Consider the following 22,026-nt stretch of genomic DNA (forward strand, 5'->3'; position numbering starts at 1 on the left):
CATGCGAGCTCCTGCGACCCGCTTCTTGACGACCGTTGTCCTCGCGGCCGGTTTCGCGTTGGCATCCGCCGCGCCCGCCGTGGCGGCACCCCCGCTCGACCTCGATGGTGAGCAGGTCATCGACGAGGCGGGCGTCCTCTCGGCGGCCGAGGTCGCCGACATCGAACGCGCGATCGACGACCTGTCGAGCTCGACCGGAACCGGCTTGTACGTCGCGATCGTCGATGACTTCGACGACCCCTCGAGCGGCCCGTCGTGGGCGGACGAGACCGCGTTCGAGAGCGAGTTGGGCACGGACGACATGCTGCTGGCGATCGCCGTTGACGACCGCAACGTCGCGTACTCGGTCGACGTCGACTTCGCACTCTCGAACGACCGCATCGACGATGTCATGTCGGACTCGCTCATCCCGCGATTGCGCAACGGCGAGTGGGCGGCCGGTGTCGTCGACTTCGCGGCGGCGCTCGACGAGGCACAGCAGCCGGGCCCGCCCTGGCTGCTGATCATCGGCGGCGGGACGGTCGGCATCATCGCGGGGATCTTCGGCATCCGCTGGCTCTCGCAGCGCGTTGCACGTGTGAAGCGTGCACGCGAACTCGAAGAAGAACTCGACGCCCTCGACGAACGCGCCGACGGCATGCTCGTCGACATCGACGACGCGATCCGCACGGGCGACCAAGAAGTGGGGTTCGCTGCAGCCCAGTTCGGCGATGCCGCAGCCGCGCCCTTCCGCGAAGCACTCGAACGCGCGCGGCGGCTCGTCGCCGAAGCGTTCGCAACGCAGCGCGATGTGCAGGACGACACGCTCTCACCCACGCGGCGTCGAGAACTGCTCGACGCGATCATCGCCCGGTGCACCGAGGCCGACGCCCTCCTCGACGAGCAGGACGCCGCGTTCGACGCACTGCGCGACCTCGAACGTCAGGCGCCCGAACTGCGCGGGCCGCTGCGCGAGCACGCCCAGCGCGCCGCCGCCGAGGTCGAGGCTGTCACGCAGGTGCGCGCGGACCTGCAGCGGCGCTTCGGCGATGCCGCCGTCGCGTCGGTCGAGGGCTCGGCGGAGCAGGCGGGGCGGCTGCGGTCGTTCGCACTCGTCGAGCTCGACCGCGCCGACGCGGCGCTTGCCGAGGGGCGAAGCGGCATCGCGGCCGTCTCTGTGCGCAGCGCCCAGCAGGCACTCGGACAGCTCGAGACGCTCACGACCGGCATCCGATCGCTCGCAGAGACCCTCATCGCCGCCGATGCGCGTCGCACCGCTGCGATCGCCGATGCCGAGTCCGACATCAGCGATGCGCGGGCGCTCGTCCTCGACGACGCCGGGCACGCAGCGCGCGTCCGCGACGCGGCGACGGCGGCGGAACGTGCGATCGCTGAGGCACGCGTCGCATCCCCCGATGCGGGCGTCGTCGCCGTCGAAACGGCGGATGCCGCCCTCGGCGCCGTCGTCGCAGACGTCGTGGGCGCCGCGCGCCTGCTCGATCGCGCGCACGCACAGTACGACCGGGTGCGCGAGTCTGCCCAGGCGGAGGTCAAGCGCGCAGCGCTGTACATCGACACGCGACGCGGCGTCATCGGCTCCCGCGCGCGCACGATGCTCGCGCGCGCCAATGCGCTGCTGGCATCCGCGGTCGCCTCCGCGGCGATGTCCGACCTGTCGAGCGCGTTCGTCTCGCTGCAGCAGGCCTCGGACGAAGCGTCCCGCGCGCTCACGGCGGCGCGGGACGACGTCGCACGCGACGACCCGCTGCCGGCGCAGCACGACGGCGACGACGGCGCATTCCTGGGCGGCATCTTCGGGTTCTCGTCCGGGTCGTCGGGTTCGTCGCGGGCGTCGCGCAGCGGGTGGAGCAGTTCGTCTCGCAGTCGGTCGTCGAGCTCGTCGCGCAGATCGTCGTCACGGTCATCGAGTTCGTCACGCCGGTCGGGCGGGTCGCGCAGCAGTTCGCGGCGGTCGGGCGGGCGCCGGTTCTGAACGCGTTCCTGTTGCGCGACTCCTGATCAGCGGTGACACGGAACTATGAACATCGTAAAGTCCCGACCATGAACACACTCGATGAGGCCGCCGTCGACGCAGCGGCATCCGAGCGCCCCTTCTCCGGCGTGGTCACCATCGACGTCGGCGACGAGCGGGTGTTCGAGAAGACCTACGGATTCGCCCACCGCGCCCTGCAGGTGCCGATCACCCCCGACATGCAATTCGGCCTGGCCAGCGGCAACAAGATGTTCACCGCGCTCGCCGTCATGCGACTCGTCGAAGAGGGGCATCTGCTGCCGGCGCAACGCGTCCGTGACATCCTCGGCGACGACCTTCCCCTGATCGACGACGCGGTGACGATCGAGCACCTGCTCACGCACACGTCAGGGATCGGCGACTACCTCGACGAGGAGGCCGACTGGGACGTCGACGACTACATCCTCCCGGTACCCGTCCACACGCTGACCACCGCGCACGCCTTCCTGCCAGTGCTAGACGGCTTTCCGCAGCGAGCCACGCCCGGCGACGGGTTCACGTACTGCAACGGCGGGTACATGGTGCTCGCGGTGGTGCTCGAACGAGTCACCGGCGAAGCGCACCACGACTCCGTCCGCCGCCTGGTGCTCGACCCTGCCGGGTTGGAGCACACCGGGTTCCTTCGACTCGACGAGTTGCCTGCGGGTGCCGCCGTGGGCTACGTCTACGATCACGGCGACCGCGCGAACACGTTGCACCTGCCCGCACTCGGGAACGGCGACGGGGGTGCGTTCGCGACCGCGTCGGACCTGCACCGGTTCTGGCGCGCCTTCTTCGCCGGGAAGATCGTTGCTCCCGCCACGGTCGAGCAGATGCTGCTTCCCCGATTCGAGGTGCCCGAGGAGGATGCGCGGTTCGGTCTCGGCGTCTGGCTGCATGCGACTGGGGCGGCGGCGTTCATGGAGGGCTACGACGCCGGCGTGTCGATGCGCTCGACCCACATCCCGGCGGCTGCGACCACCGCGACCGTACTGGGCAACAGCTCCGAGGGCGCATGGCCGGTGATCGGCGTCATGGAGGAGTGGGTGGCTGCCGAGCTGCGCCAGTGAGCCGCGCGGCAATGCCCCGCGGCGCCGCTTCAACCTTCAGTCAGACATAAGGTAGCCTTGCTGCATGGAAACCCTGCGTCTTGTCGTTCTGCTCGTCCACCTCATCGGCTTCGCGGTGCTGTTCGGCGCGTGGGCCGTGGAGGCCTTCGGCGGCAGCCGGAAGTTCACCCGTCTGCAGAGCCTCGGCATGACGATCGCCGCCGTCGCCGGGCTCGCACTTGCCGCCCCGTGGGGCATGGGCGACCGCGAGTTCGACTACACGAAGATCGCCGTGAAGCTCGTCGTCCTGCTCGTCATCGGAGCGATCCTCGGCATCGGCACGGCGCGCCAGAAGCGCGGCGCCTCGATCGCCCCCGCACTGTTCTGGTCGGTCGGCGCACTCACGCTCGTGAACGCGGGCATCGCCGTCCTCTGGCGCTGACTCGGCGTCAGTCCAAGAAGAGGGCGCGTAGCCGCTTCGTCGTGAACACGAGCCCCACGGCGATCATGACGACGTAGTACAGCACGTGCCAGAGCATGCCGATCTCGAGCACGCCGGTCGTGAGGCCCCGGACGAGCTCGACGCCGTGCCACAGCGGGAGCGCCTGCACGATCCACTGGATCGCCTCGGGGTAGACGGTGATCGGGTAGAACGTCGCCGAGAACAGGAACATCGGCAGCAGCACGAAGTTGATCCAGTCCATGTGCTGAAAGGTCTTCATGTAGCTCGTGATGGCCATACCGACGCTCGCGAACCCGAAGGCGATCAACAGCACCGCCGGGATGGCGAGGATCGCGGTCGGCGCGAGGTTGAGGCCGAGCACCTGCATGATGATCATGAACCCGGTCGCGTACAAGAGGCCGCGCAGCAGGGCGTACAGGATCTCGCCGAGGGCGACATCGAGCGGCCCGAGCGAGGTCGACAGCATCCCCTCGTAGAGCTTGCCGTAGTTGAGCTTGAAGAAGACGTTCCAGGTGGAGTCGTAGACGGCCCCGTTCATCGCCGAGACGGCAAGCAGCGCCGGGGCGATGTAGGCGGCGTACGGCACGTCGACGCCCTGCGAGGTCTGCACATCGCCGACGAGTGCACCCAGGCCGATCCCCATGGATGCCAGGTAGAACACCGGCTCGAAGAACCCCGACAGCACGACGATCCAGCTTGAGGAGCGCGCCGCGATGAGCCCGCGCTGCACGACGGCCCACGGGTTGCCCGCCCACAGGGCGCGCACGCCGCCGCGACGGGTGGTCGGCGCCTCGGTGACGGCGGTCATTTCGCGAGCCTCTCGATGAACACGCGGCGTCCCCAGAGGTAGCCGACGAGCGACAGCACGACGAGGTAGGCGATGTGCACGCCCATCATCACCGGGGCGACGTCGGTGCCGTAGGTGGCCACGCGGCCGAGTTCAGCGCCATGCCACAACGGCGAGACCCAGCCGATCCACTGCAGCCACACGGGCAGCGTCTCGAGCGGGTAGAACGTGCCCGAGAACAGGAACATCGGCATGAACAGGAACCGCTGCACGAGGGCGAACTGCCCCTTGTCGTCTTCGATCGAGCCGGCGTATGCCATCAGCGGAATACCGAAGGCGACACCGGCGCCGAGCCCCGCGAGGATCGACAGCCAGCCCGTCGCCGGATCGTCGACGGCGCCGAAGATCCAGATGAACAGGTAGTAGGCGCCGATAGCGACCAGCATGCGAGCGGTGGCGCCGAGGATGACGCCGTTGGCGATCTGCGGGCTCGACAGCGGCGAGGCGTTGAAGCCGTAGAAATAGCGGCGCCACTTGAACCCGGCCATCACCGGGTAGGTCATCTCCTCGCTGGCCACGGCGATCGCCGCGGTCACGAGCAGCGCCGGGGCGACGAAGGTGAGATAGTCGACCTCGACGCCGTGGGCGACGATGGGTGCGTCGATGAGCGCCGCGAGGCCGACCGCGAGGCCCAGCAGGTACATGATCGGCTGCCCGAGGGCGCCGACGACGATCGTCCAGCCGTAGGCGCGCATGGCGCGCACCATGTGCTCGGTGACATACCAGCTGCCGCGGCTGCGCGGCTTGCGTGCCCACTCGATCGCTTCGGCACGCAGCTCGTCGAGCGAGGGATGGGTGGTCGCGGTCTCACTCATTCGATCAGCGACCGTCCCGTCAGGCGCAGGAAGACGTCTTCCAGGCTGGAGCGGCGCACGAGGCTCGTGAGCGGGTGCAGCCCCGCCGCGGTCACCTGTTCGAGGGCTGCCTCGCCGTCGCGCGCGTAGACGAGGATGCGGTCGGGCAGCACTTCGATCCGGTCGCCGATGCCCTGCAGCTGCGCCGCCGCCTGGTCGTTGCGGTCGGAGCCGAAGCGCACCTCGAGCACTTCGCGGCTGGAGTGCTCGCGGATGAGGGAGGCGGGCGTGCCCTCGGCCATGATGCGGCCCTTGTCGACGACGATCAGCCGGTCGCACAGCTGCTCGGCCTCATCCATATAGTGCGTGGTCAGCACGAGGGTCGTGCCGCGTTCCTTGAGACGGAACAGTCGGTCCCACAGCACGTGGCGCGCCTGTGGGTCCAGCCCCGTGGTCGGCTCGTCGAGCAGCAGGATGCGCGGGTCGTTGATGAGGCCGCGGGCGATCGTGAGACGCCGCTTCATGCCGCCGGAGAGCTGGTCGACCTTGTTCTTGGCCTTCTCCTCGAGCTGGGCGAACGCGAGCAGCTCGTCGGCCTTACGGTGGCATTCGGCGGTCGGCAGCCCGAAGTACCGGCCGTAGATGAAGAGGTTCTCGCGCGCGTTCAGCTCGCCGTCGAGGTTGTCCTGCTGCGGCACGACGCCCAGGCGCGAACGGATCTCGGGCCCGTACTGATCGGGGTCGAGCCCCAGGATCTGCAGGTCGCCGGCCGTGGGCGTGGATACGGCGCCGATCATCTTCATCGTCGTGGACTTGCCCGCGCCGTTGGGACCGAGCAGGCCGAACGACTCCCCCGGAGCGACCTCGAACGACAAGCCGTCGACAGCGACGAAGTCGGGCTTGCCCTTCACCTTGTAGGTCTTGCGGAGGTCGCGCGCTGCGATCACTGGTTCTGGCACCGCGCCAGCCTATCCGTGCCGTGCGACACCATCCGCTGCCCACGCGCGGTGACGACTGCGCGAGCACCGGGCGGAGTTCGCCCGCGCCGAGGCGGATGCCGGAGTCGGCGGCCGGTGCGGCCGCGTTCGGTTCAGACGGGAGAAGATAGAGGGGGCACCGTCGCCGCCGCTTCACCCGTCTCGACACCAGGACGCCACCATGTCATCCGACACCCGCCGCCGCTCGCCGTTCCGCCGCCCGACGAAGGACGACGGGCCCCGCGCGAGCCTGCGCCAGCTGCTGCCGTTCGTGTTCGAACACAAGGGCGTGCTGATCGTGGTCGCGATCCTGTCGGTGCTCGAAGCCGTCGCGACCCTCGCGCAGCCGCTGCTGGTGGGCGAACTCATCGACCGCGTGCAGCGCGACATCGCGCTCGGCGCGCTGGTGTGGATCCTCGTCGCACTCGTCGTGGCATCCTCGCTCATCGGCGGCTACCAGCACTACCTGCTGCAGCGCACCGGCACCGCCGTCGTCTATTCGAGCCGGCGCCGCCTCATCGCCCGCCTGTTGCACCTGCCGGTGCAGGAGTACGACGCGCGCCGCACCGGCGACCTCGTCTCACGCGTGGGCACTGACACGACGCTGCTGTACGCCGTGCTCACGCAGGGCCTGGCCGATTCGATCGGCAACGTGCTCATTTTCGTCGGCGCGATCGTCGCGATGGCCCTCATCGATCCGCTGCTGCTCACGCTGATCCTCGTCGTCGTCGGCGCGTCGGTGGCCGTCGTCGGGGCTCTCAGCACCCGCATTCGCACCGCCACCGCGACCCAGCAGGAGAAAGTCGGCGACCTCGCCAGCGGCGTCGAGCGCGCGATCGGGTCGATCCGCACCATCCGGGCCTCCGGCGCCGCCCAGCGCGAGCAGGAGGCGATCGCCGCGACCGCGCACGACGCCTACGACGCCGGCGTCAAGGTCGCGAAGGCCTCGGCGTTCGTCGTGCCGGTCGCCGGCATCGCACTGCAGGTGTCGCTGCTCGTGGTGCTGGGCGTCGGTGGGTTCCGCGTCGCGTCGGGTGCCATCACGATCGCGAGCCTTGTGACCTTCGTGATGTTCCTGTTCTTCCTCATCCAGCCGCTCGGCTCGTTCTTCGGGGCGATCACCTCGGTGAGCCAGGCCCTCGGCGCGCTCGGCCGCATCCAAGAGGTGCTCGATCTGCCGACCGAGACCGACCGTGACGTCGAGCTCGCGGCATCCGTCCCCGCCGGCGATGCAACCGAGGCCGCAGCGATCGAGTTCGTCGATGTGCAGTTCTCGTACCCACAGGCCGTCGTCGACGCGCGGCGCACGGCGGCGAGCGCGGCACGCCACGCCCTCACCGACGCGCACGCGACACTGCCCGAGGGCATGGATGCCGAGACCGAAGCGGCCGTGCTCCGCGGCGTCTCGTTCCGTGTGCCGCGCGGGGCCCGTGTCGCACTGGTCGGACCGTCGGGCGCCGGCAAGTCGACGACCCTCGCCCTCATCGAGCGGTTCTACGACCCGACCGCCGGCGCCGTGCTCGTCGGTGGCACCGACGCGCGAGCCCTCGACCGCCTCGCCCTGCGCGCCCAGCTCGGCTACGTCGAGCAGGACGCCCCGACCCTCGCGGGCACGATCGCCGACAACCTGCGCCTCGCGTCGCCCACCGCGAGCGACGAGGACTGCGAACGCGTGCTGCGCGCCGTCAACCTCGGCGACGTGCTCGAACGCAGCGACCTCGGCCTGCGGGCACCCGTCGGCGAAGCGGGCGTCATGCTCTCGGGCGGCGAACGCCAGCGCCTCGCGATCGCTCGCGCGCTGTTGGCCGCTCCCCCGATCCTGCTGCTCGACGAGTCGACATCGTCACTCGACGGGCTCAACGAGCAGCGCATGCGCGAGGCGATCGACGCCGTCGCGACCGGCCGCACGCTCGTCGTGATCGCGCACCGCCTGTCGACCGTCGTCGACAGCGACCTGATCATCGTGCTCGACAAGGGGCGTGTTGTCGGCCAGGGAACGCACGACGAACTCGTCGCGAGCGTGCCGCTGTACCGCGACCTCGCCGTCCGCCAGCTGCTGGTGTGACCCGGCCGGTGCAGGCAGCGTTTCGTCTCGTCGCTCCGCTCCGCGCTCAACGACCGGATCGGGTCGCTCTGCTCGCTCGCTCGCTCAACGACCGGATCGGTGGTCGTTGAGCGAGCGAAGCGGGTCAGGCGGCGGGCTGGGCCAGCTTCAGGCGGTAGCGCAGCGCGGCGAGCTCTGCGTACAGCGGTGCGGGCACCTTGCCCTCGAAGGTGCGGTAGAACTCCTCGGTGAGGTCGGCCTCGCTCAACCACAGGGCGGGGTCGACGGCGAAGAGCTCGTCGAGATCCGACGCCGGCACCTCGATGCCGTCGAGGTTGAGGTCTTCGAGCTTCGGCAGACGACCGATCGGGCTGTCGACGGCGCCGACCTCACCGTCGATGCGACGGATGATCCAGTCGATGACGCGCGAGTTGTCACCGAACCCGGGCCACAGGAACCGACCGTCGGCGCCCTTGCGGAACCAGTTCACCTGGAAGACGCGGGGAGCCCGGTCGAAGCGCAGCTTCTGGCCGACCTTGAGCCAGTGGCCGAAGTAGTCGGCCATGTTGTAGCCGCAGAACGGGAGCATCGCGAAGGGGTCACGGCGCAGCTCGCCGACAGTGCCCTCCTGCGCTGCCGTCTTCTCAGACGAGATGTTCGAGCCGATGAAGACGCCGTGGGTCCAGTCGGTGGCCTCGACGACGAGCGGCACGTTGGTGGCGCGGCGGCCACCGAAGAGGATGGCATCCAGCGGCACCCCCTCGGGCGCATCCCAGTCGTCGGCGATCTGCGGGCACTGCCCGGCGCTGACCGTGAAGCGCGAGTTGGGGTGGGCAGCCGGGCGACCCGAGTCGGGGGTCCAGGCGTTGCCCTGCCAGTCGGTGAGCTCGGCGGGTGCCTCGTCGGTGAGCCCCTCCCACCACACGTCGCCGTCGGGGCGCAGTGCGACGTTCGTGAAGATCGTGTTGCCCCACAGGGTCTCGACCGCGGTCACATTGGTCGACTCGCCGGTGCCCGGCGCGACGCCGAAGAAGCCGGCCTCGGGGTTGATCGCCCACAGGCGTCCGTCTTCACCGGGACGCAGCCACGCGATGTCGTCACCGAGGGTCTCGACCTTCCATCCGGGGATGGTGGGGCGCAGCATCGCGAGGTTCGTCTTGCCGCAGGCCGACGGGAACGCTGCGGCCACGTGGTAGGCCTTGCCCTTCGGGTCGATGACGCGGATGAGCAGCATGTGCTCGGCCAGCCACCCCTCGTCGCGACCGATGACCGACGCGATGCGCAGTGCGAAGCACTTCTTGGCGAGGATCGCGTTGCCGCCGTAGCCCGAACCGAACGACCACACTTCGAGCGTCTCGGGAAAGTGCACGATGTACTTCTCGTCGTTGCACGGCCACGCCTCGTCGGCCTGACCGGGCTCAAGCGGGGCGCCGACCGAGTGGACCGTCTTCACCCACGGCTTGCCTGCCGCGATCTCTTCGAGCACGGCCGTGCCGACGCGGGTCATGATGCCGATGGATGCCACGGCGTACGCGCTGTCGGTGACCTGCACACCGATGTGCGAGAGGGGGCCGCCGACGGCGCCCATCGAGAAGGGGACGACGTACATCGTGCGACCGCGCATCGATCCGTCGAACAGCGGGGTGATGGTGCCGCGGATCTCGTCGGGCGCGATCCAGTTGTTGGTGGGGCCGGCGTCTTCTTCGCGCTCGGACGCGATGAAAGTGCGCCCCTCGGTGCGGGCGACATCGCTCGGGTGCGAACGCGCCAGGTACGAACCGGGACGCCACTCGGGGTTGAGCTTGATGAGCTTGCCCTCGTCGACCATCTCGCGCAGCAGCGCATCATTCTCGGCGCGCGAACCGTCGACCCAGTGGATGCGGTCGGGCTTGGTGAGCGCGGCGATCTCGTCGACCCAGTCGATCAGGGCGCGCAGCTCGTCGCCGTCGACGGCCGGGCGTGCGCCGAAGCCACGCGGGGTGGATGCACCGGCACCGGCAACGGGGTTGGGTCGGGTGAAGATGTCGGCGAGGGCCATGTCAGGTCTCCTTCATCGGCTGCGGTCGTGTTTCCACTTTGCGGCCCCTGCAATGACTCTTATCGAGCTCAGGCGCCATAAGAAGTCGGTTTCTTTCGATATGCTCAAGGAATGAGCCCCTCCGCCCTCGAACTCTCGACACTCGGTCACCGCATCCGCCACCACCGGGTGGGTCGGGGCTACACGCTCGATGAGCTCGGGGCGCTCGTCGGCGTCGCCGGCAGCCAGCTCAGCCTCATCGAGAACGGCAAGCGCGAACCCAAGCTCTCGCTCCTGCAAGCGATCGCGGGCGCGACCGGCACCGACGTCACCGACCTGCTGTCGACCGAGCCCCCGAACCGCCGCGCGGCCCTCGAGCTCGAACTCGAACGCGCACAGTCGAGCCAGGTCTTCCAGCGTCTCGGCATCCCCGCGGTCAAGGTCGGCAAGACGATGGCAGACGACACGATCGAATCGATCCTCGGGTTGCACCGCGAACTGCAGCGCCGCGAACGCGAGGCGATCGCGACACCCGAAGAGGCGCGACGCGCCAACACGGAGTTGCGACTGCGCATGCGCGCCCACAACAACTACCTGCCCGAGATCGAGAAGCTCGCCGAACAGCAGTTGCGCGCCGCTGGCCACACCACCGGCGCGCTTACCCACCGCACCGTCAGCATCATGGCCGAAAAGCTCGGTTTCGAGCTCATCTACGTCTCCGACCTGCCGCATTCGACGCGCTCGGTCACCGACCTCGAGAACGGCCGCATCTACCTGCCACCGGCATCCATCCCCGGCGGTCACGGTCTGCGTTCGATGGCGCTGCAGGCGATGGCCCACCGGCTGCTCGACCACACACCCCCGACCGACTACGCCGACTTCTTGCAGCAGCGCCTCGAGATCAACTACTTCGCCGCCTGCTGCCTCATGCCCGAGACCGCTTCGGTGGGGTTCCTCTCGCAGGCCAAGAAGGATCGCAACCTCGCCGTAGAGGACTTCCGCGATGCGTTCGGCGTGACCCACGAAGCAGCCGGCATGCGGATGACGAACCTCATCACCGAGCACCTCGACATCCCGCTGCACTTCTTGCGCGTCGACGGCTCGGGCGCGATCAATCGTGTGTACGAGAACGACGAACTGCCGCTGCCGATGGACGTCACCGGTTCGGTCGAGGGGCAGATCGTCTGCCGCCGATTCGCGGCGCGATCCGCGTTCAGCCAGCAGAACCGCACGACCGAGCACTACCAGTACACCGACACCCCCGCCGGCACGTTCTGGTGCTCGAGCCAGACCGGCAGCACCTCAGACGGAGAGTTCTCGATCACCGTCGGTGTGCCCTTCGACGATGCGCGTTGGTTCCGGGGCCGCGAGACCGGCAAGCGGGCGACCTCGACCTGCCCCGACCGTTCGTGCTGCCGCCGCCCCGACGCCGAGATGACGGCCCGCTGGGAGGGCAAGGCGTGGCCGAGCGCACGCGTGCACATGCAGATGTTCTCGCCGCTGCCTTCCGGCGCGTTCCCCGGCGTCGACGACGGCGAGGTCTACGCGTTCCTCGACCGACACGCCGAGTGATCAGCCTTCGAGGGTGACCTCGCGCCGCGTCGGCACGACCGTAGGGTGCGTGCCCGACATCGCTTCGAGCACCCGCACGACCTGCATCGAATAGCCGAACTCGTTGTCGTACCAGACGTAGAGGATGAGAGTGTCGCCCTCGGCGATCGTCGCGAGCCCGTCGACGATGCCGGCGCGGTGCGAGCCGACGAAGTCCGTCGAGACGATCTCGGGCGACTCGACGTAATCGATCTGCTGGCGCAGCTTCGAATGCAGGGACGCCCGACGCAGGAAGTCGTTCGCCTGCTCCTTCGTCGCCGGACGCTGCAGGGTCAGGTGGAGCACCGCGAGCGAGACGTCGGGTGTGGGCACGCGGATCGCACTGCCCGTGAGCTTTCCCTCGAGTTGCGGCAGCGCCTTGGCGACGGCCTTGGCGGCGCCCGTCTCGGTGATGACCATGTTGAGCACGGCGGAGCGGCCGCGACGGTCGCCCTTGTGGAAGTTATCGATGAGGTTCTGATCGTTGGTGAACGAGTGCACCGTCTCGACGTGCCCGCGCACGATGCCGTACGCCTCGTCGATCGCTGCGAGCACCGGTGTGATCGCGTTGGTCGTGCACGAGGCCGCCGAGAGGATGCGGTCATCGTCGGTGATCGTGTCGTGGTTGATGCCGTGCACGATGTTCTTGAGCGGACTCTTGCCGGGGGCCGTCAGCAGCACGCGTCGCACGCCGGTCGAGCGCAGATGCTGCGACAGGCCGGCTTCGTCACGCCAGCGCCCGGTGTTGTCGACGACGATCGCGTCGCGGATGCCGTAGGCGGTGTAGTCGATCGCGGCGGGGTCGTCTGCGTGGATGACCTGGATGCGGGTGCCGTTCGCGATGATCTGCTTCGCGTCTTCGTCGATGTCGACCGTGCCCGCGAAGCGGCCGTGCACCGAATCGCGCAGCAGCAGGCTCGCCCGCTTCATCAGGTCGTTTGCACCACCGGAGCGCACGACGATCGCGCGCAGACGCAGGCCGCGACCCGCGGTGCCGTGCCCGATGAGGATGCGGGCGAGCAGCCGGCCGATGCGCCCGAACCCGTAGAGCACGACGTCGACGCCCTCGCCCCGGTTCGCGTCGCCGTCGAGGACGCCCGCAAGCTCGACCCGAAGCCGAGCCTCGAGGTCGTCGTCCTCGCGCTGGTCGGCGATGATGCGGGCCACGTCGATCGACGCCGGCCCCGGCGCGACGGCGCGCAGCCCCTCGAGGACGCGCAGCGTGTCTTCGAGCGGCACGGCGGCGTGGCCGAGCTGCGCAACCCGCTCGTGCGCCTCGATGATGCCGGTGACCGACAGATTGATGAGCCGGTGCCCGTGCAACGAGGTGACCACCCCGCGATCGCGGTAGAGGGCGCCGATGTGCGGGATCATGCGCTCGGCGAGCTGCTCCCGGGCGACCCAGGCGGCGCGGTGTTCGTCGTACGTGCTCAATGCGGCTCCTTCGCCGTCGGCGCGCGGGGTGTGCGCACCGGGTTGGTGCTGTGTTCGGGGGTGTTCGTCGCCTGCCACCGCCCTGCGACACCTCGAGCGTACGCGCGCGCGGGCGTCGCAGACCCGACTTCAGGATGTCAAGAATCGGCGGAATTGCTCCAGCGCCGCCTCGACGGCATCTTCGTCGGCTGCGGTGCCTGCGAAGACCTCGGGGACGGGCGACAAGTGGGACGCCCGACCGCCGAGGAGTGCGACCATGTGCCGACGATCTCGCCGTCTGCGACGAGCCGCCGCGCAGGACGGGCATGTGGGGCAGGCCTCCGACAGGGTCAGAACGGGTTCGGCGTCAGCGTGTACTTCGTCTGCAGGTACTCGTGGATGCCCTCGGCGCCGCCCTCACGGCCGAGGCCCGACATCTTCCAGCCGCCGAACGGCGCCGCCGCGTTCGAGACGACGCCGACGTTGAGCCCCATCATCCCCGTCTGCAGTCGCTCGATCATGCGCTGCCCACGGGCCAGGTTCTCGGTGTAGACGTAGGACACGAGCCCGTACTCGGTGTCGTTGGCGAGACGCACCGCGTCGGCCTCATCGTCGAATGGCACGATCGCGAGCACCGGGCCGAAGATCTCCTCGCGGAGGATCTCGCTGCCGGCCTGCACGTCCGAGAGGACGGTGGCCTGATAGAACGATCCGTCGCCGTCAATCGCAGACCCGCCGGTGCGCAGCGTGGCGCCGCGGCCCACGGCATCCTGCACGAGTTGGTCGGCCTTCGTGACCGCGCGGTTGTCGATGAGCGGACCGATCGTCACGCCTTCTTCCGTGCCGCGGCCGGTGCGGAACGCCTCGACCCGCTCGGTGACGCGGCGCGCGAACTCGTCCGCCACCGAACGGTGCACGATGAAGCGGTTCGCGGCGGTGCAGGCCTGGCCGATGTTGCGGAACTTCGCCGCGATCGCACCGTCGACGGCTTTGTCGAGGTCGGCGTCGTCGAACACGACGAACGGGGCGTTGCCGCCGAGCTCCATCGAAGTGCGCAGCACGCCCTGCGCCGCCTTCTGCAGCAACTGCTGGCCGACCGGGGTGGAGCCGGTGAACGAGAGCTTGCGAAGCCGCGGGTCGGCGATGATCGCATCCGACAGCGGCCCCGACGACGCGGTCGTCACGACGTTGACGACACCGGCCGGAACACCTGCGTCTTCAAGGATCTTGGCGAAGAAGAGCGTCGTGAGCGGTGTCAGCGCGGCGGGCTTGACGACGACGGTGCAGCCTGCGGCGAGCGCCGGTGCGATCTTGCGCGTCGCCATCGCGAGCGGGAAGTTCCACGGGGTGATGAGGAAGCACGGCCCGACGGGGTGGTGGGTCACGATCATGCGACCGGTGCCTTCGGGGTTGGCCCCGTAGCGACCCTGCACATGGGCGGCTTCTTCGCTGAACCAGCGCAGGAACTCGCCACCGTATGCGACCTCGCCGCGCGCTTCTGCGAGGGGCTTGCCCATCTCGATGGTCATCAGCAGGGCGATGTCTTCTTTGCGCTGCTGCAGGAGGTCGAATGCGCGGCGCAGGATGTCGGCGCGCTGCCGCACGGGTGTGGCGGCCCAGTCGTCCTGCGCGGCAGCTGCGGCATCGAGTGCGGCGACGCCGTCTGCGACAGTCGCGCTGGCGATGCGCTTGATCTCGCTGCCCGTCGAGGGGTCGTCGACGCCGAGGGTCGCGCCGTCGGATGCCGCACGCCACTGCCCGCCGATGAACAGGCCGTCGGGCACGGCCGCCAGCAGGTCGGATTCGCGATTCTCGCTCATGGGACTCCCTCGTCGTCATCGGTGCCGCCGGCTGTCACACCGGGGTCTTCTCGAATCGTATATGATCCACGCTCTGCCGTCACGCGGTCCGCATCCTCGGCGAGACGGTGCGCGTGCCGATGCTCGCCATCGACGGCTCGCGTGTCGACTGGGAGGGCTGGTCGATGCGCGTGGACTTCAACGCCCGCGAGGGCTCGTCCTGCACGATGTGACCTTCGGCGTGCGCTCCGTGCTGTCGCGGGCGAGCGTGCCCGAGATGGTCGTGCCGTACGGCGACACCGGCAACACCCGTGGCGAGTCAGAAGGGCGGTGGATCGTCGGGTGACCGTGGCCCGGGTGGGTCGCTGGTGTCGGGTGTGAAGTGGACGCCGAGGACGGGTGGCCGGTCGATGTAGACCCTGCCAAGGGGGCTGGTCCATTCCAGGATCCCTCCGCCGTGTTGTCGGACTTTCCAGGCCGTGAACTGCTTCATGCTGTGGTGTCGTTGACACAAGTGCTCGAGGTTGCAGACCTCGGTGGGCCCGTCGTGGGCGTGGTCGATGGTGTGATCCTGTTCGCAGCGGACGGCGGGCTGCCGGCACCCGGGGAACCGGCAGTGCCGGTCACGGGCGCGGAGGTGCCGGTCGATCGCCGCGGTCCGGTGGTAGGTGTCACAGTGGAGCACGGCCCCGGTGACGGGGTGGGTGATGACCCGTTCCCACGGCCCTTCGATCACGGTGGCGAGTTCGCGGGCGGTGGCGGGGTCGATGGGTGCGTGTCCGACGAGGTCGGCGGGTGCCCGGTCGTCGCCGAGGAGGGTGAGCGCGGGGACCAGGATCTGCACTCTGCCGCGGAGCGCACCCAGCACCCCGGGCCCGTCGTCGGTGCGGGTCGGATCCGCCGCGGGTGCGCCGGTGAGCAGCAGGTCGGCGAACACGTCCGCACGGAGCTGGTCCATCGTCCGCGTGTCCGGCTCGACCGGTTCCGGCGCCTCCGCATCAGCCGCGCCGGGTTCGACGGCGAACACGTTCAGCGTCGGGCGCTTCGCGGCGTCCTTCACCGCGCGGGCTTGCTGGGTGAGGCGGTCGTAGATCCCATCGGCCAGCGCCGACGGGACGATCGAAGTGACTTCCGACATGCCGTCACCGATCGGGGTGACACACACCCGCCGGGTCTCCCGTGCGTCGACATGTCGCTCTTGCAGGGTGCGGGGATGGAGGCGTTCTGCGAGCAGCCGGAGCTCATCGCGGATCCGCCCAGGGGTCTCCTCGACAGCGCGTTGCACGGCGTGGGTCTCGAACGGTTCCCGTTCCCCGGCCGGGATCACAGACCCGGTCTCGGTGATCACCCGCACATGCCCCTGCGTGATCGTCCCGGTCTCCCATGCGGTCATCGTGACCGGGAACTGCTCGACCAGGTCGAGGGCCTGCCCGATCCTGGCTTGCACGGTCCGGTCCGTCACCCGCAACACCCCGGCCACCTCCGCCGCGATGCCCCGGAGCGCCATGTCATGATCCCGCACCCGCTGCGACGACCCCGCAGCCTGCTTCCGCGCCAGGTCACCGGCAGCGGCCAGCGCCCGGGTCTGCCGGGACAGCACCTCGGTCAGGATCGCCTGGGTCTTCTCGATCTCCGCGACGATCTCGGCCAGGACGGCGGTCTCCCCGTCGCTGAACCCGATCACCCCGTTCGAAGACATGTTCGAATCATGTCACGGACCTCCGACACTCACGCCACGCTATCCACAACGGATCTCGATACACCGCGGCTGCGCCACGGCACTCGATCACCGGGAATGTGCGGCTCCGCCGCGGCGCCGCCGGCGCGTTTCGCCGCGCTGCGCTCGCTCGGACCCCGAACACCGGGCGCACACACCCGACCAACCGGTATCCTCGAGGTGTCCGGCGGCGTCGCATCGCGGCCGGTGCTCGGAAAAGGGGCACACAGCCACGCCGCATCGGTGCGGCGGCGCGAGACACATACGGCATCCATCCGTCCTGTCTCGAAGGAGCTTCGCCATGCCCACCGTCTCTTCCCACGTCGCCCAGACCCTCGCCCTGCACCTCGACCACGTCTTCGGGGTGATGGGAAACGGCAACGCCTACTTCCTCGATGCGATCGAGCGCGAAACGGATGCCGCGTTCACGGCCGTCCGCCACGAAGCCGGTGGCGTCGTCGCCGCCGACGCCTACCACCGCGCGGGCGGCGGGCTGGCGGCTGCGACGGCCACCTACGGGGCCGGATTCACCAACACCTTGACCGCCCTCGCGGAGGCGGTACAGGCCCACGTGCCGCTCGTGCTCGTGGTCGGCGACGAACCCACCTCGGGCCCCCGGCCGTGGGATGTCGACCAGATCGCCCTGGCGGCCGCAGTCGGCGCCCGCACCTACACGGTGGGCCGAGCGGATGCCGCCGCGACCACCGTCATCGCGATCGAGCACGCGCTGTCGTACCGGGTGCCGACGGTGCTCGCGATCCCCTATGACGTGGCCGCCCTCGAAGCGGGACCGGTGCCGTCCGCACCCGCGCCGCGACTGCCTGCACCGCTGGCTCCGACGCCGTTCGCGCGCGCCGCCGTGGCCGAGTTGGCGCAGGCGCTGGCGTCGGCACAGCGCCCGTTCCTGCTCGCCGGACGCGGTGCATGGCGCGCCGACGCGGGCGAGGCCCTGGGCCGCCTCGCCGATGCGACCGGCGCGATCACCGCGACCACCGCGCTCGGACGGGGCTTGTTCCCCCGCGACGAGTTCGACCTGGGCGTGACCGGCGGGTTCGGGGCCGAGGGCGCGATGGAGCTCATCCGCACCGCCGACGTCGCCGTCGTGTTCGGTGCGTCACTGAACCAGTTCACGATGCGCTTCGGCGACCTGTTCGCGCCCGGCACCCGGGTCGTGCAAGTCGATGTGGCGCCGGCCGCGACCCACCCGCACGTCGGCGGGTATCTGCGCGGGGATGCGTCACTGGTGGCGGCCGCGCTGGTCGACGACCTGGCAGCCCTGGGAGCGACGCCGAGCGGCTGGCGCGAGCGTGTCGACATCGCGCCGCTGCGGGCGCGTGAGAACGGCGACGAGCTGGCATCCGATGGTCGCCTGGACCCGCGTTCGGTCGCGCAGCGCATCGGCGACCTGCTGCCCGAGGACCGCGTCGTGGTCTCGGACGGCGGGCATTTCATCGGCTGGGCGAACATGTACTGGCCCGTGGCGTCGCCGGAGCGCATGATGATGATCGGCACCGCGTACCAGTCGATCGGGCTCGGCTTCCCGTCGGTACCGGGCGCGGCGCTCGCGCAGCCCGAGTCGACGGTGGTGCTCACGACCGGCGACGGCGGCGGCCTCATGGCCCTCGCCGATCTGGAGTCCGCGGTCCGGGTGGCCGGCGGCCGGGGCATCGCGGTGGTGTGGAACGACCGTGCGTACGGCGCCGAGGTGAATCTCTACGGACTGAAGGGTCTCGCTCCCGAGCCGATGCTCATCCCCGAGGTCGACTTCGCCGGGCTCGCCCGCTCGGTCGGCGCCGAGGGCGTCGTCGTGCGCACCCTCGCCGACCTCGACGCCCTCGCCGCCTGGGCACAGCGCCCGGCATCCGAGCGCCGCTTTCTGCTGCTGGACTGCCGCATCTCGACCAGCGTGATCGCCCCGTACCAGCAGGAGATCATCCGCGTGAACTCCTGACGCACAGCGGCGGATGAATCGAGATCCCGAGACGAAACGCGTCAGCGTGCCGGCAGCAGAACGCCGGCGAAGAACCCGGCCAGCTCGGCCGTCGCGCTCAGCGGGAAGATCCCGGCGACGTACTGATCTGGGCGCACCACGACCACCGCGCCGTCGCGCGAGATGCCGCGCTCGGTGAAGATGTCACTCTCGTTCCAGCGGGCAGGGCCGGCGGCGAACACCTTCTCCCAGTCCATGAGCCCCAACGGCCCGGTGTGGGGGCGGAAGATCTCCGGCACAGCCATGTAGTCGACGTCGTCGTAGGCCTGCTGGTAGACGACCTTGACGTCGAGGACCGCGTCGATGTCACCGGATGCCGGGGTGTGGCGCCGCAGCGGCGAGTCCTCGCCGTGCTGCATCCATTCCGCCCAGTCCGCCAGTACCGAGGCCTCACCCGCACGTGGCGCGTCGGCGAAGGCGTAGACGCGCCAGCGACCGTCGGCGCGGGCGTGGTGGCCGAGCTGAACGGCGTTGCCGTCGGCGACGAAAGTCACCGGCGAGCTCTTGAACCGCTTGCCCAGCGGGAAGCCCGACGCGAGGTCTTGGTGCGTGGCATCCCCGACGATTGGCGACGGACCGTACTGCGTCATGAACCCCGAGGGGAACTCCGCGGTGGCGAGGTAATACGTCGCAAGGTCCTGCTCGGCGCTGATCTCCTCCGGCTTGCGGGCCATGAGCGAGGACCACTCACGGTCGAAGTCGATGAGCTGCTGCGCGACGGGTCGGCGCTCTGCCCCGTAGGTCGCCAGCAGCGATGCCGGGCTGCGGCCGGTGAGCACCGATCCGAGCTTCCAGCCGAGGTTGAAGCCGTCCTGCATCGACACATTCATGCCCTGGCCGGCCTTCGCACTGTGCGTGTGGCAGGCATCGCCGGTAAGGAACACCCGCGGGTCGCGGTCCGTTCCGGCATCCACGTCGTCGAATCCGTCGGTGACGCGGTGGCCGACCTCGTACACGCTGTGCCAGGCGACCTCCTTGACGTCGAGGGAGTACGGATGCAGGATCTCGTTCGCCTTGCGGATGATCTCCTCGATCGGCGTCTGCCGCACCCGGTGGCCGTCGTCGGCGGCGACCTCACCCAGGTCGACGTAGACCCGGCTGAGGTATCCGCCCTCGCGCGGGATGTGGAGGATGTTGCCCGCCTCGGCATTGATCGCGCACTTGATGCGCCAGTCGGGGAAGTCGGTGTCGACCATGACGTCCATGACGCCCCAGGCGTGCTGCGACACATCGCCGACGTGCACCCTGCCGATCGCCGCACGAACCCCGCTGCGCGCACCGTCGCACCCGGCGACGTATTTCGCCCGTACGGTGCGCTCCTGCCCAGAGCGCTCGCCTGCCGTGTACCGCACCTGCACCTCGACGGGGTACTCGCCATGCTCGTGCACCGTGAGGCCGACGAACTCGACGCCGTAGTCGGGGACGATGCGACCCGGCCCGTGCGCCGCCGCTTCGGCGAAGTAGTCCAGCACCCGCGCCTGGTTCACGATCAGGTGCGGGAACTCGCTGATGTCGTAGGCATAGTCGGCCGTGCGCGAGGTCCGCACGATCCGGGTCGGGTCGTCAGGATCGGCGCCCCAGAAGTTCATCCACCCGATGTTGTAGGCCTCGGCGACGATCCGTTCGGCGAACCCGAACGCCTGGAACGTCTCGACGCTGCGCGGCTGGATGCCGTCGGCCTGACCCAGTTCGAGCCGGCCGGCGCGCTTCTCGATGAGCCGCGTGGTGACCGTCGGATACTGCGACATCTGCGCGGCCAGCAGCATGCCGGCCGGGCCCGAACCGACGATGAGCACGTCGATCTCGTCGGGCAGGTCATTCGGACGGTCGATCCCCCCGGCTGCGGCGGGGAGCACCCGCGGGTCACGGGAGACGTAGCCGTGGTGGTGGAACTGCATCGTCGTCGATCCCTTCCCGAATCAAGCCTTCGCGAGCCCGTAGATGGGGCTCTTCGCCTGCTCGGCCTCGTGGTCGGGGCCCAGCGGGATGCCGCTGCGGTCCTTCAGGAGGAGTGTCGCGATCAGTCCCAGCGCGGTCATGCCCGCGAGGTACCAGGTGACGGCGTCGGTCGATCCGGTCTGCTGCACGAGCGCCTGCGCGATGGTGGGGGCGAAGGCACCGCCGAGGATCGCGCCGATCGCGTAGGAGATCGAGACGCCCGAGAACCGGATCGATGCGGGGAACAGCTCGGTGTACAGGGCCGCCTGTGGCCCGTAGGTGAAGCCGAGCCCGGCGGTGAGGATCACGAGTCCGAGGGTCAGCATCCCGATGTCGCCGGTGTTCACCAGCGGGAACAGGAGGAAGACGCCGACCAGCTGCAGCACCCAGCCGATGAGGTAGGTGTTGCGGCGTCCGATCTTGTCACCGGTCCACCCCGCGATCCAGGTGAAGACCAGCCACGAGACACCCGAGACGGTGACCGCACCGAGCACCTCGGCGTTGGGCAGCCCGACGGGCCCGGCCGGGTCGGTCGCGTAGCGCTGCACGAACCCGCCGGTGGTCATGTATCCCACGGCGTTGTTACCGGCGAACACGAGCGCGGCGATCAGCACCAGCAGGGCGTGCTTGCGGAACAACTCGACGATCGGCATCCGGGTCTGCTCGCGCCGCTCGGCGAGTTCGGCGAACACCGGGCTCTCCTCGACGCGGCGACGGACGTAGTACCCGACCAGAATCAGCACGACCGACAGCAGGAACGGGATGCGCCAGCCCCACTCGAGGAACCAGGCCTCACCGGGCAGGTTCACCAGCGCCATGACACCCGAGGCCAGCAGCAGACCCAGCGGCACGCCGATCTGCGGCGACGCGCCGTAGAGGCTGCGCTTGTTTTTCGGGGCGTGCTCGACGGCCATGAGGACCGCGCCGCCCCACTCTCCGCCGGCCGAGATGCCCTGCATGATGCGCAGCAGGATGAGCAGGATGGGGGCGGCCAAGCCGATCATCGCGTAGGTGGGGAGCAGGCCCACGAGCGTGGTCGCCACCCCCATGAGGACGAGGGTGAGCATGAGCACGACCCGGCGGCCGTACTTGTCGCCGAAGTGGCCCGCCAGGAACGCACCGAGCGGACGGAACAGGAAGCTGATGCCGACCGTGAAGAACGAGAGAATCTGCGCGAACCCGTCACCCGCGGGGGCGAAGAACAGCTGGCCGAACACCAGGCCCGCGGCGAACGCGTAGATGAAGAAGTCGTACCACTCGACGGTGGTGCCGACGACGGTCGCGAACACGACGCGGCGGCGGTCGGTGGGTGATGCGATCGTGCCGGTGGGCGTGAACCCGTCGGGGATGGCGGATGGGGATTGTGCGCTCATGGGGCGACTCCTGTGTCGAGATGAC

Annotated in this window: 16 protein-coding genes; 6 read left to right on the forward strand and 10 right to left on the reverse strand. The window is 69.4% G+C overall.

All coding sequences use genetic code 11. The annotated features are described in order from the left end of the window. Window position 1 precedes the first annotated feature (1 nt). From ACSF8R_RS03605 to ACSF8R_RS03615, 3 genes are all read left to right on the forward strand, one after another. The gene (locus tag ACSF8R_RS03605; protein WP_434810495.1) at window positions 2–1,972 is read left to right on the forward strand and encodes a TPM domain-containing protein; all 1,971 of its coding nucleotides are present in this window, start codon (window positions 2–4) and stop codon (window positions 1,970–1,972) included. A 68-nt stretch (window positions 1,973–2,040) separates the two neighbouring features. Further along, on the forward strand, window positions 2,041–3,060 hold the full coding sequence (locus ACSF8R_RS03610; protein WP_434810496.1) for a serine hydrolase domain-containing protein: 1,020 nt from the start codon (window positions 2,041–2,043) through the stop codon (window positions 3,058–3,060). A 64-nt stretch (window positions 3,061–3,124) separates the two neighbouring features. Further along, entirely contained in the window at window positions 3,125–3,481 is a 357-nt protein-coding gene (locus ACSF8R_RS03615) for a Fe-S protein (protein WP_434810497.1), read from the forward strand. A gap of 7 nt (window positions 3,482–3,488) precedes the next feature. Here ACSF8R_RS03615 and ACSF8R_RS03620 read toward each other — a convergent pair whose 3' ends face one another. From ACSF8R_RS03620 to ACSF8R_RS03630, 3 genes are read right to left on the reverse strand one after another with little or no spacing between them, the layout of a single operon-like run. Further along, window positions 3,489–4,310 carry an ABC transporter permease gene (locus ACSF8R_RS03620; RefSeq protein WP_434810498.1) on the reverse strand — a complete coding sequence of 274 codons (822 nt, stop codon included), beginning with the start codon at window positions 4,308–4,310 and terminating at the stop codon, window positions 3,489–3,491. Next, window positions 4,307–5,164, reverse strand: coding sequence for an ABC transporter permease (locus tag ACSF8R_RS03625; RefSeq protein WP_434810499.1), 858 nt, complete (start codon window positions 5,162–5,164; stop codon window positions 4,307–4,309). The genes ACSF8R_RS03620 and ACSF8R_RS03625 overlap by 4 nt, the downstream gene beginning before the upstream one ends. Beyond that, window positions 5,161–6,102 carry an ABC transporter ATP-binding protein gene (locus ACSF8R_RS03630; RefSeq protein WP_434810500.1) on the reverse strand — a complete coding sequence of 314 codons (942 nt, stop codon included), beginning with the start codon at window positions 6,100–6,102 and terminating at the stop codon, window positions 5,161–5,163. The genes ACSF8R_RS03625 and ACSF8R_RS03630 overlap by 4 nt, the downstream gene beginning before the upstream one ends. 199 nt (window positions 6,103–6,301) lie before the next feature. Here ACSF8R_RS03630 and ACSF8R_RS03635 point away from each other — a divergent pair, with 199 nt between their 5' ends. Further along, a complete protein-coding gene (locus ACSF8R_RS03635) occupies window positions 6,302–8,185 on the forward strand; it encodes an ABC transporter ATP-binding protein (protein ID WP_434810501.1) in 1,884 nt (627 codons plus the stop codon). Between the two features lie 124 nt (window positions 8,186–8,309). On the opposite strand, the gene ACSF8R_RS03640 is transcribed toward ACSF8R_RS03635, so the two are convergent. Further along, a complete protein-coding gene (locus tag ACSF8R_RS03640; RefSeq protein ID WP_434810502.1) occupies window positions 8,310–10,202 on the reverse strand; it encodes a phosphoenolpyruvate carboxykinase (GTP) in 1,893 nt (630 codons plus the stop codon). A 111-nt stretch (window positions 10,203–10,313) separates the two neighbouring features. Here ACSF8R_RS03640 and ACSF8R_RS03645 point away from each other — a divergent pair, with 111 nt between their 5' ends. Further along, window positions 10,314–11,753 (forward strand): helix-turn-helix domain-containing protein, encoded by a 1,440-nt coding sequence (locus ACSF8R_RS03645; RefSeq protein ID WP_434810503.1) that lies wholly within the window; start codon window positions 10,314–10,316, stop codon window positions 11,751–11,753. On the opposite strand, the gene ACSF8R_RS03650 is transcribed toward ACSF8R_RS03645, so the two are convergent. From ACSF8R_RS03650 to ACSF8R_RS03665, 4 genes are all read right to left on the reverse strand, one after another. After that, window positions 11,754–13,205 carry a glyceraldehyde-3-phosphate dehydrogenase gene (locus ACSF8R_RS03650; RefSeq protein WP_434810504.1) on the reverse strand — a complete coding sequence of 484 codons (1,452 nt, stop codon included), beginning with the start codon at window positions 13,203–13,205 and terminating at the stop codon, window positions 11,754–11,756. 129 nt (window positions 13,206–13,334) lie between these two features. Continuing rightward, on the reverse strand, window positions 13,335–13,463 hold the full coding sequence (locus tag ACSF8R_RS03655; RefSeq protein ID WP_434810505.1) for a hypothetical protein: 129 nt from the start codon (window positions 13,461–13,463) through the stop codon (window positions 13,335–13,337). A gap of 71 nt (window positions 13,464–13,534) precedes the next feature. Then, entirely contained in the window at window positions 13,535–15,004 is a 1,470-nt protein-coding gene (locus ACSF8R_RS03660; protein ID WP_434810506.1) for an NAD-dependent succinate-semialdehyde dehydrogenase, read from the reverse strand. Window positions 15,005–15,302: 298 nt separating this feature from the next. Beyond that, window positions 15,303–16,682 (reverse strand): DUF222 domain-containing protein, encoded by a 1,380-nt coding sequence (locus ACSF8R_RS03665; RefSeq protein WP_434810507.1) that lies wholly within the window; start codon window positions 16,680–16,682, stop codon window positions 15,303–15,305. Between the two features lie 319 nt (window positions 16,683–17,001). Between ACSF8R_RS03665 and ACSF8R_RS03670 the strand changes: the two genes are divergently transcribed. After that, on the forward strand, window positions 17,002–18,651 hold the full coding sequence (locus ACSF8R_RS03670; RefSeq protein ID WP_434810508.1) for a thiamine pyrophosphate-binding protein: 1,650 nt from the start codon (window positions 17,002–17,004) through the stop codon (window positions 18,649–18,651). A gap of 41 nt (window positions 18,652–18,692) precedes the next feature. Here ACSF8R_RS03670 and ACSF8R_RS03675 read toward each other — a convergent pair whose 3' ends face one another. Both ACSF8R_RS03675 and ACSF8R_RS03680 read right to left on the reverse strand, forming a co-directional pair. Continuing rightward, window positions 18,693–20,588 carry an FAD-dependent monooxygenase gene (locus ACSF8R_RS03675; protein WP_434810509.1) on the reverse strand — a complete coding sequence of 632 codons (1,896 nt, stop codon included), beginning with the start codon at window positions 20,586–20,588 and terminating at the stop codon, window positions 18,693–18,695. A 21-nt stretch (window positions 20,589–20,609) separates the two neighbouring features. Continuing rightward, window positions 20,610–22,001, reverse strand: a complete 1,392-nt coding sequence (locus tag ACSF8R_RS03680) for an MFS transporter (protein WP_434810510.1) — start codon at window positions 21,999–22,001, stop codon at window positions 20,610–20,612. Window positions 22,002–22,026 lie beyond the last annotated feature (25 nt).

It is taken from the genome of Microbacterium sp. bgisy189 (assembly GCF_965345345.1).
Classification (GTDB): domain Bacteria; phylum Actinomycetota; class Actinomycetes; order Actinomycetales; family Microbacteriaceae; genus Microbacterium.

What these genes read in the sequence shown, in the direction of transcription:
- ACSF8R_RS03665 (WP_434810507.1), bottom strand. Translation starts at nt 16,682, where the DNA reads ATGTCTTCGAACGGGGTGATCGGGTTCAGCGACGGGGAGACCGCCGTC.
- ACSF8R_RS03645 (WP_434810503.1), top strand. Translation starts at nt 10,314, where the DNA reads ATGAGCCCCTCCGCCCTCGAACTCTCGACACTCGGTCACCGCATCCGC.
- ACSF8R_RS03625 (WP_434810499.1), bottom strand. Translation starts at nt 5,164, where the DNA reads ATGAGTGAGACCGCGACCACCCATCCCTCGCTCGACGAGCTGCGTGCC.
- ACSF8R_RS03655 (WP_434810505.1), bottom strand. Translation starts at nt 13,463, where the DNA reads ATGGTCGCACTCCTCGGCGGTCGGGCGTCCCACTTGTCGCCCGTCCCC.
- ACSF8R_RS03670 (WP_434810508.1), top strand. Translation starts at nt 17,002, where the DNA reads ATGCCCACCGTCTCTTCCCACGTCGCCCAGACCCTCGCCCTGCACCTC.
- ACSF8R_RS03615 (WP_434810497.1), top strand. Translation starts at nt 3,125, where the DNA reads ATGGAAACCCTGCGTCTTGTCGTTCTGCTCGTCCACCTCATCGGCTTC.
- ACSF8R_RS03635 (WP_434810501.1), top strand. Translation starts at nt 6,302, where the DNA reads ATGTCATCCGACACCCGCCGCCGCTCGCCGTTCCGCCGCCCGACGAAG.
- ACSF8R_RS03620 (WP_434810498.1), bottom strand. Translation starts at nt 4,310, where the DNA reads ATGACCGCCGTCACCGAGGCGCCGACCACCCGTCGCGGCGGCGTGCGC.
- ACSF8R_RS03680 (WP_434810510.1), bottom strand. Translation starts at nt 22,001, where the DNA reads ATGAGCGCACAATCCCCATCCGCCATCCCCGACGGGTTCACGCCCACC.
- ACSF8R_RS03675 (WP_434810509.1), bottom strand. Translation starts at nt 20,588, where the DNA reads ATGCAGTTCCACCACCACGGCTACGTCTCCCGTGACCCGCGGGTGCTC.
- ACSF8R_RS03640 (WP_434810502.1), bottom strand. Translation starts at nt 10,202, where the DNA reads ATGGCCCTCGCCGACATCTTCACCCGACCCAACCCCGTTGCCGGTGCC.
- ACSF8R_RS03605 (WP_434810495.1), top strand. Translation starts at nt 2, where the DNA reads ATGCGAGCTCCTGCGACCCGCTTCTTGACGACCGTTGTCCTCGCGGCC.
- ACSF8R_RS03660 (WP_434810506.1), bottom strand. Translation starts at nt 15,004, where the DNA reads ATGAGCGAGAATCGCGAATCCGACCTGCTGGCGGCCGTGCCCGACGGC.
- ACSF8R_RS03610 (WP_434810496.1), top strand. Translation starts at nt 2,041, where the DNA reads ATGAACACACTCGATGAGGCCGCCGTCGACGCAGCGGCATCCGAGCGC.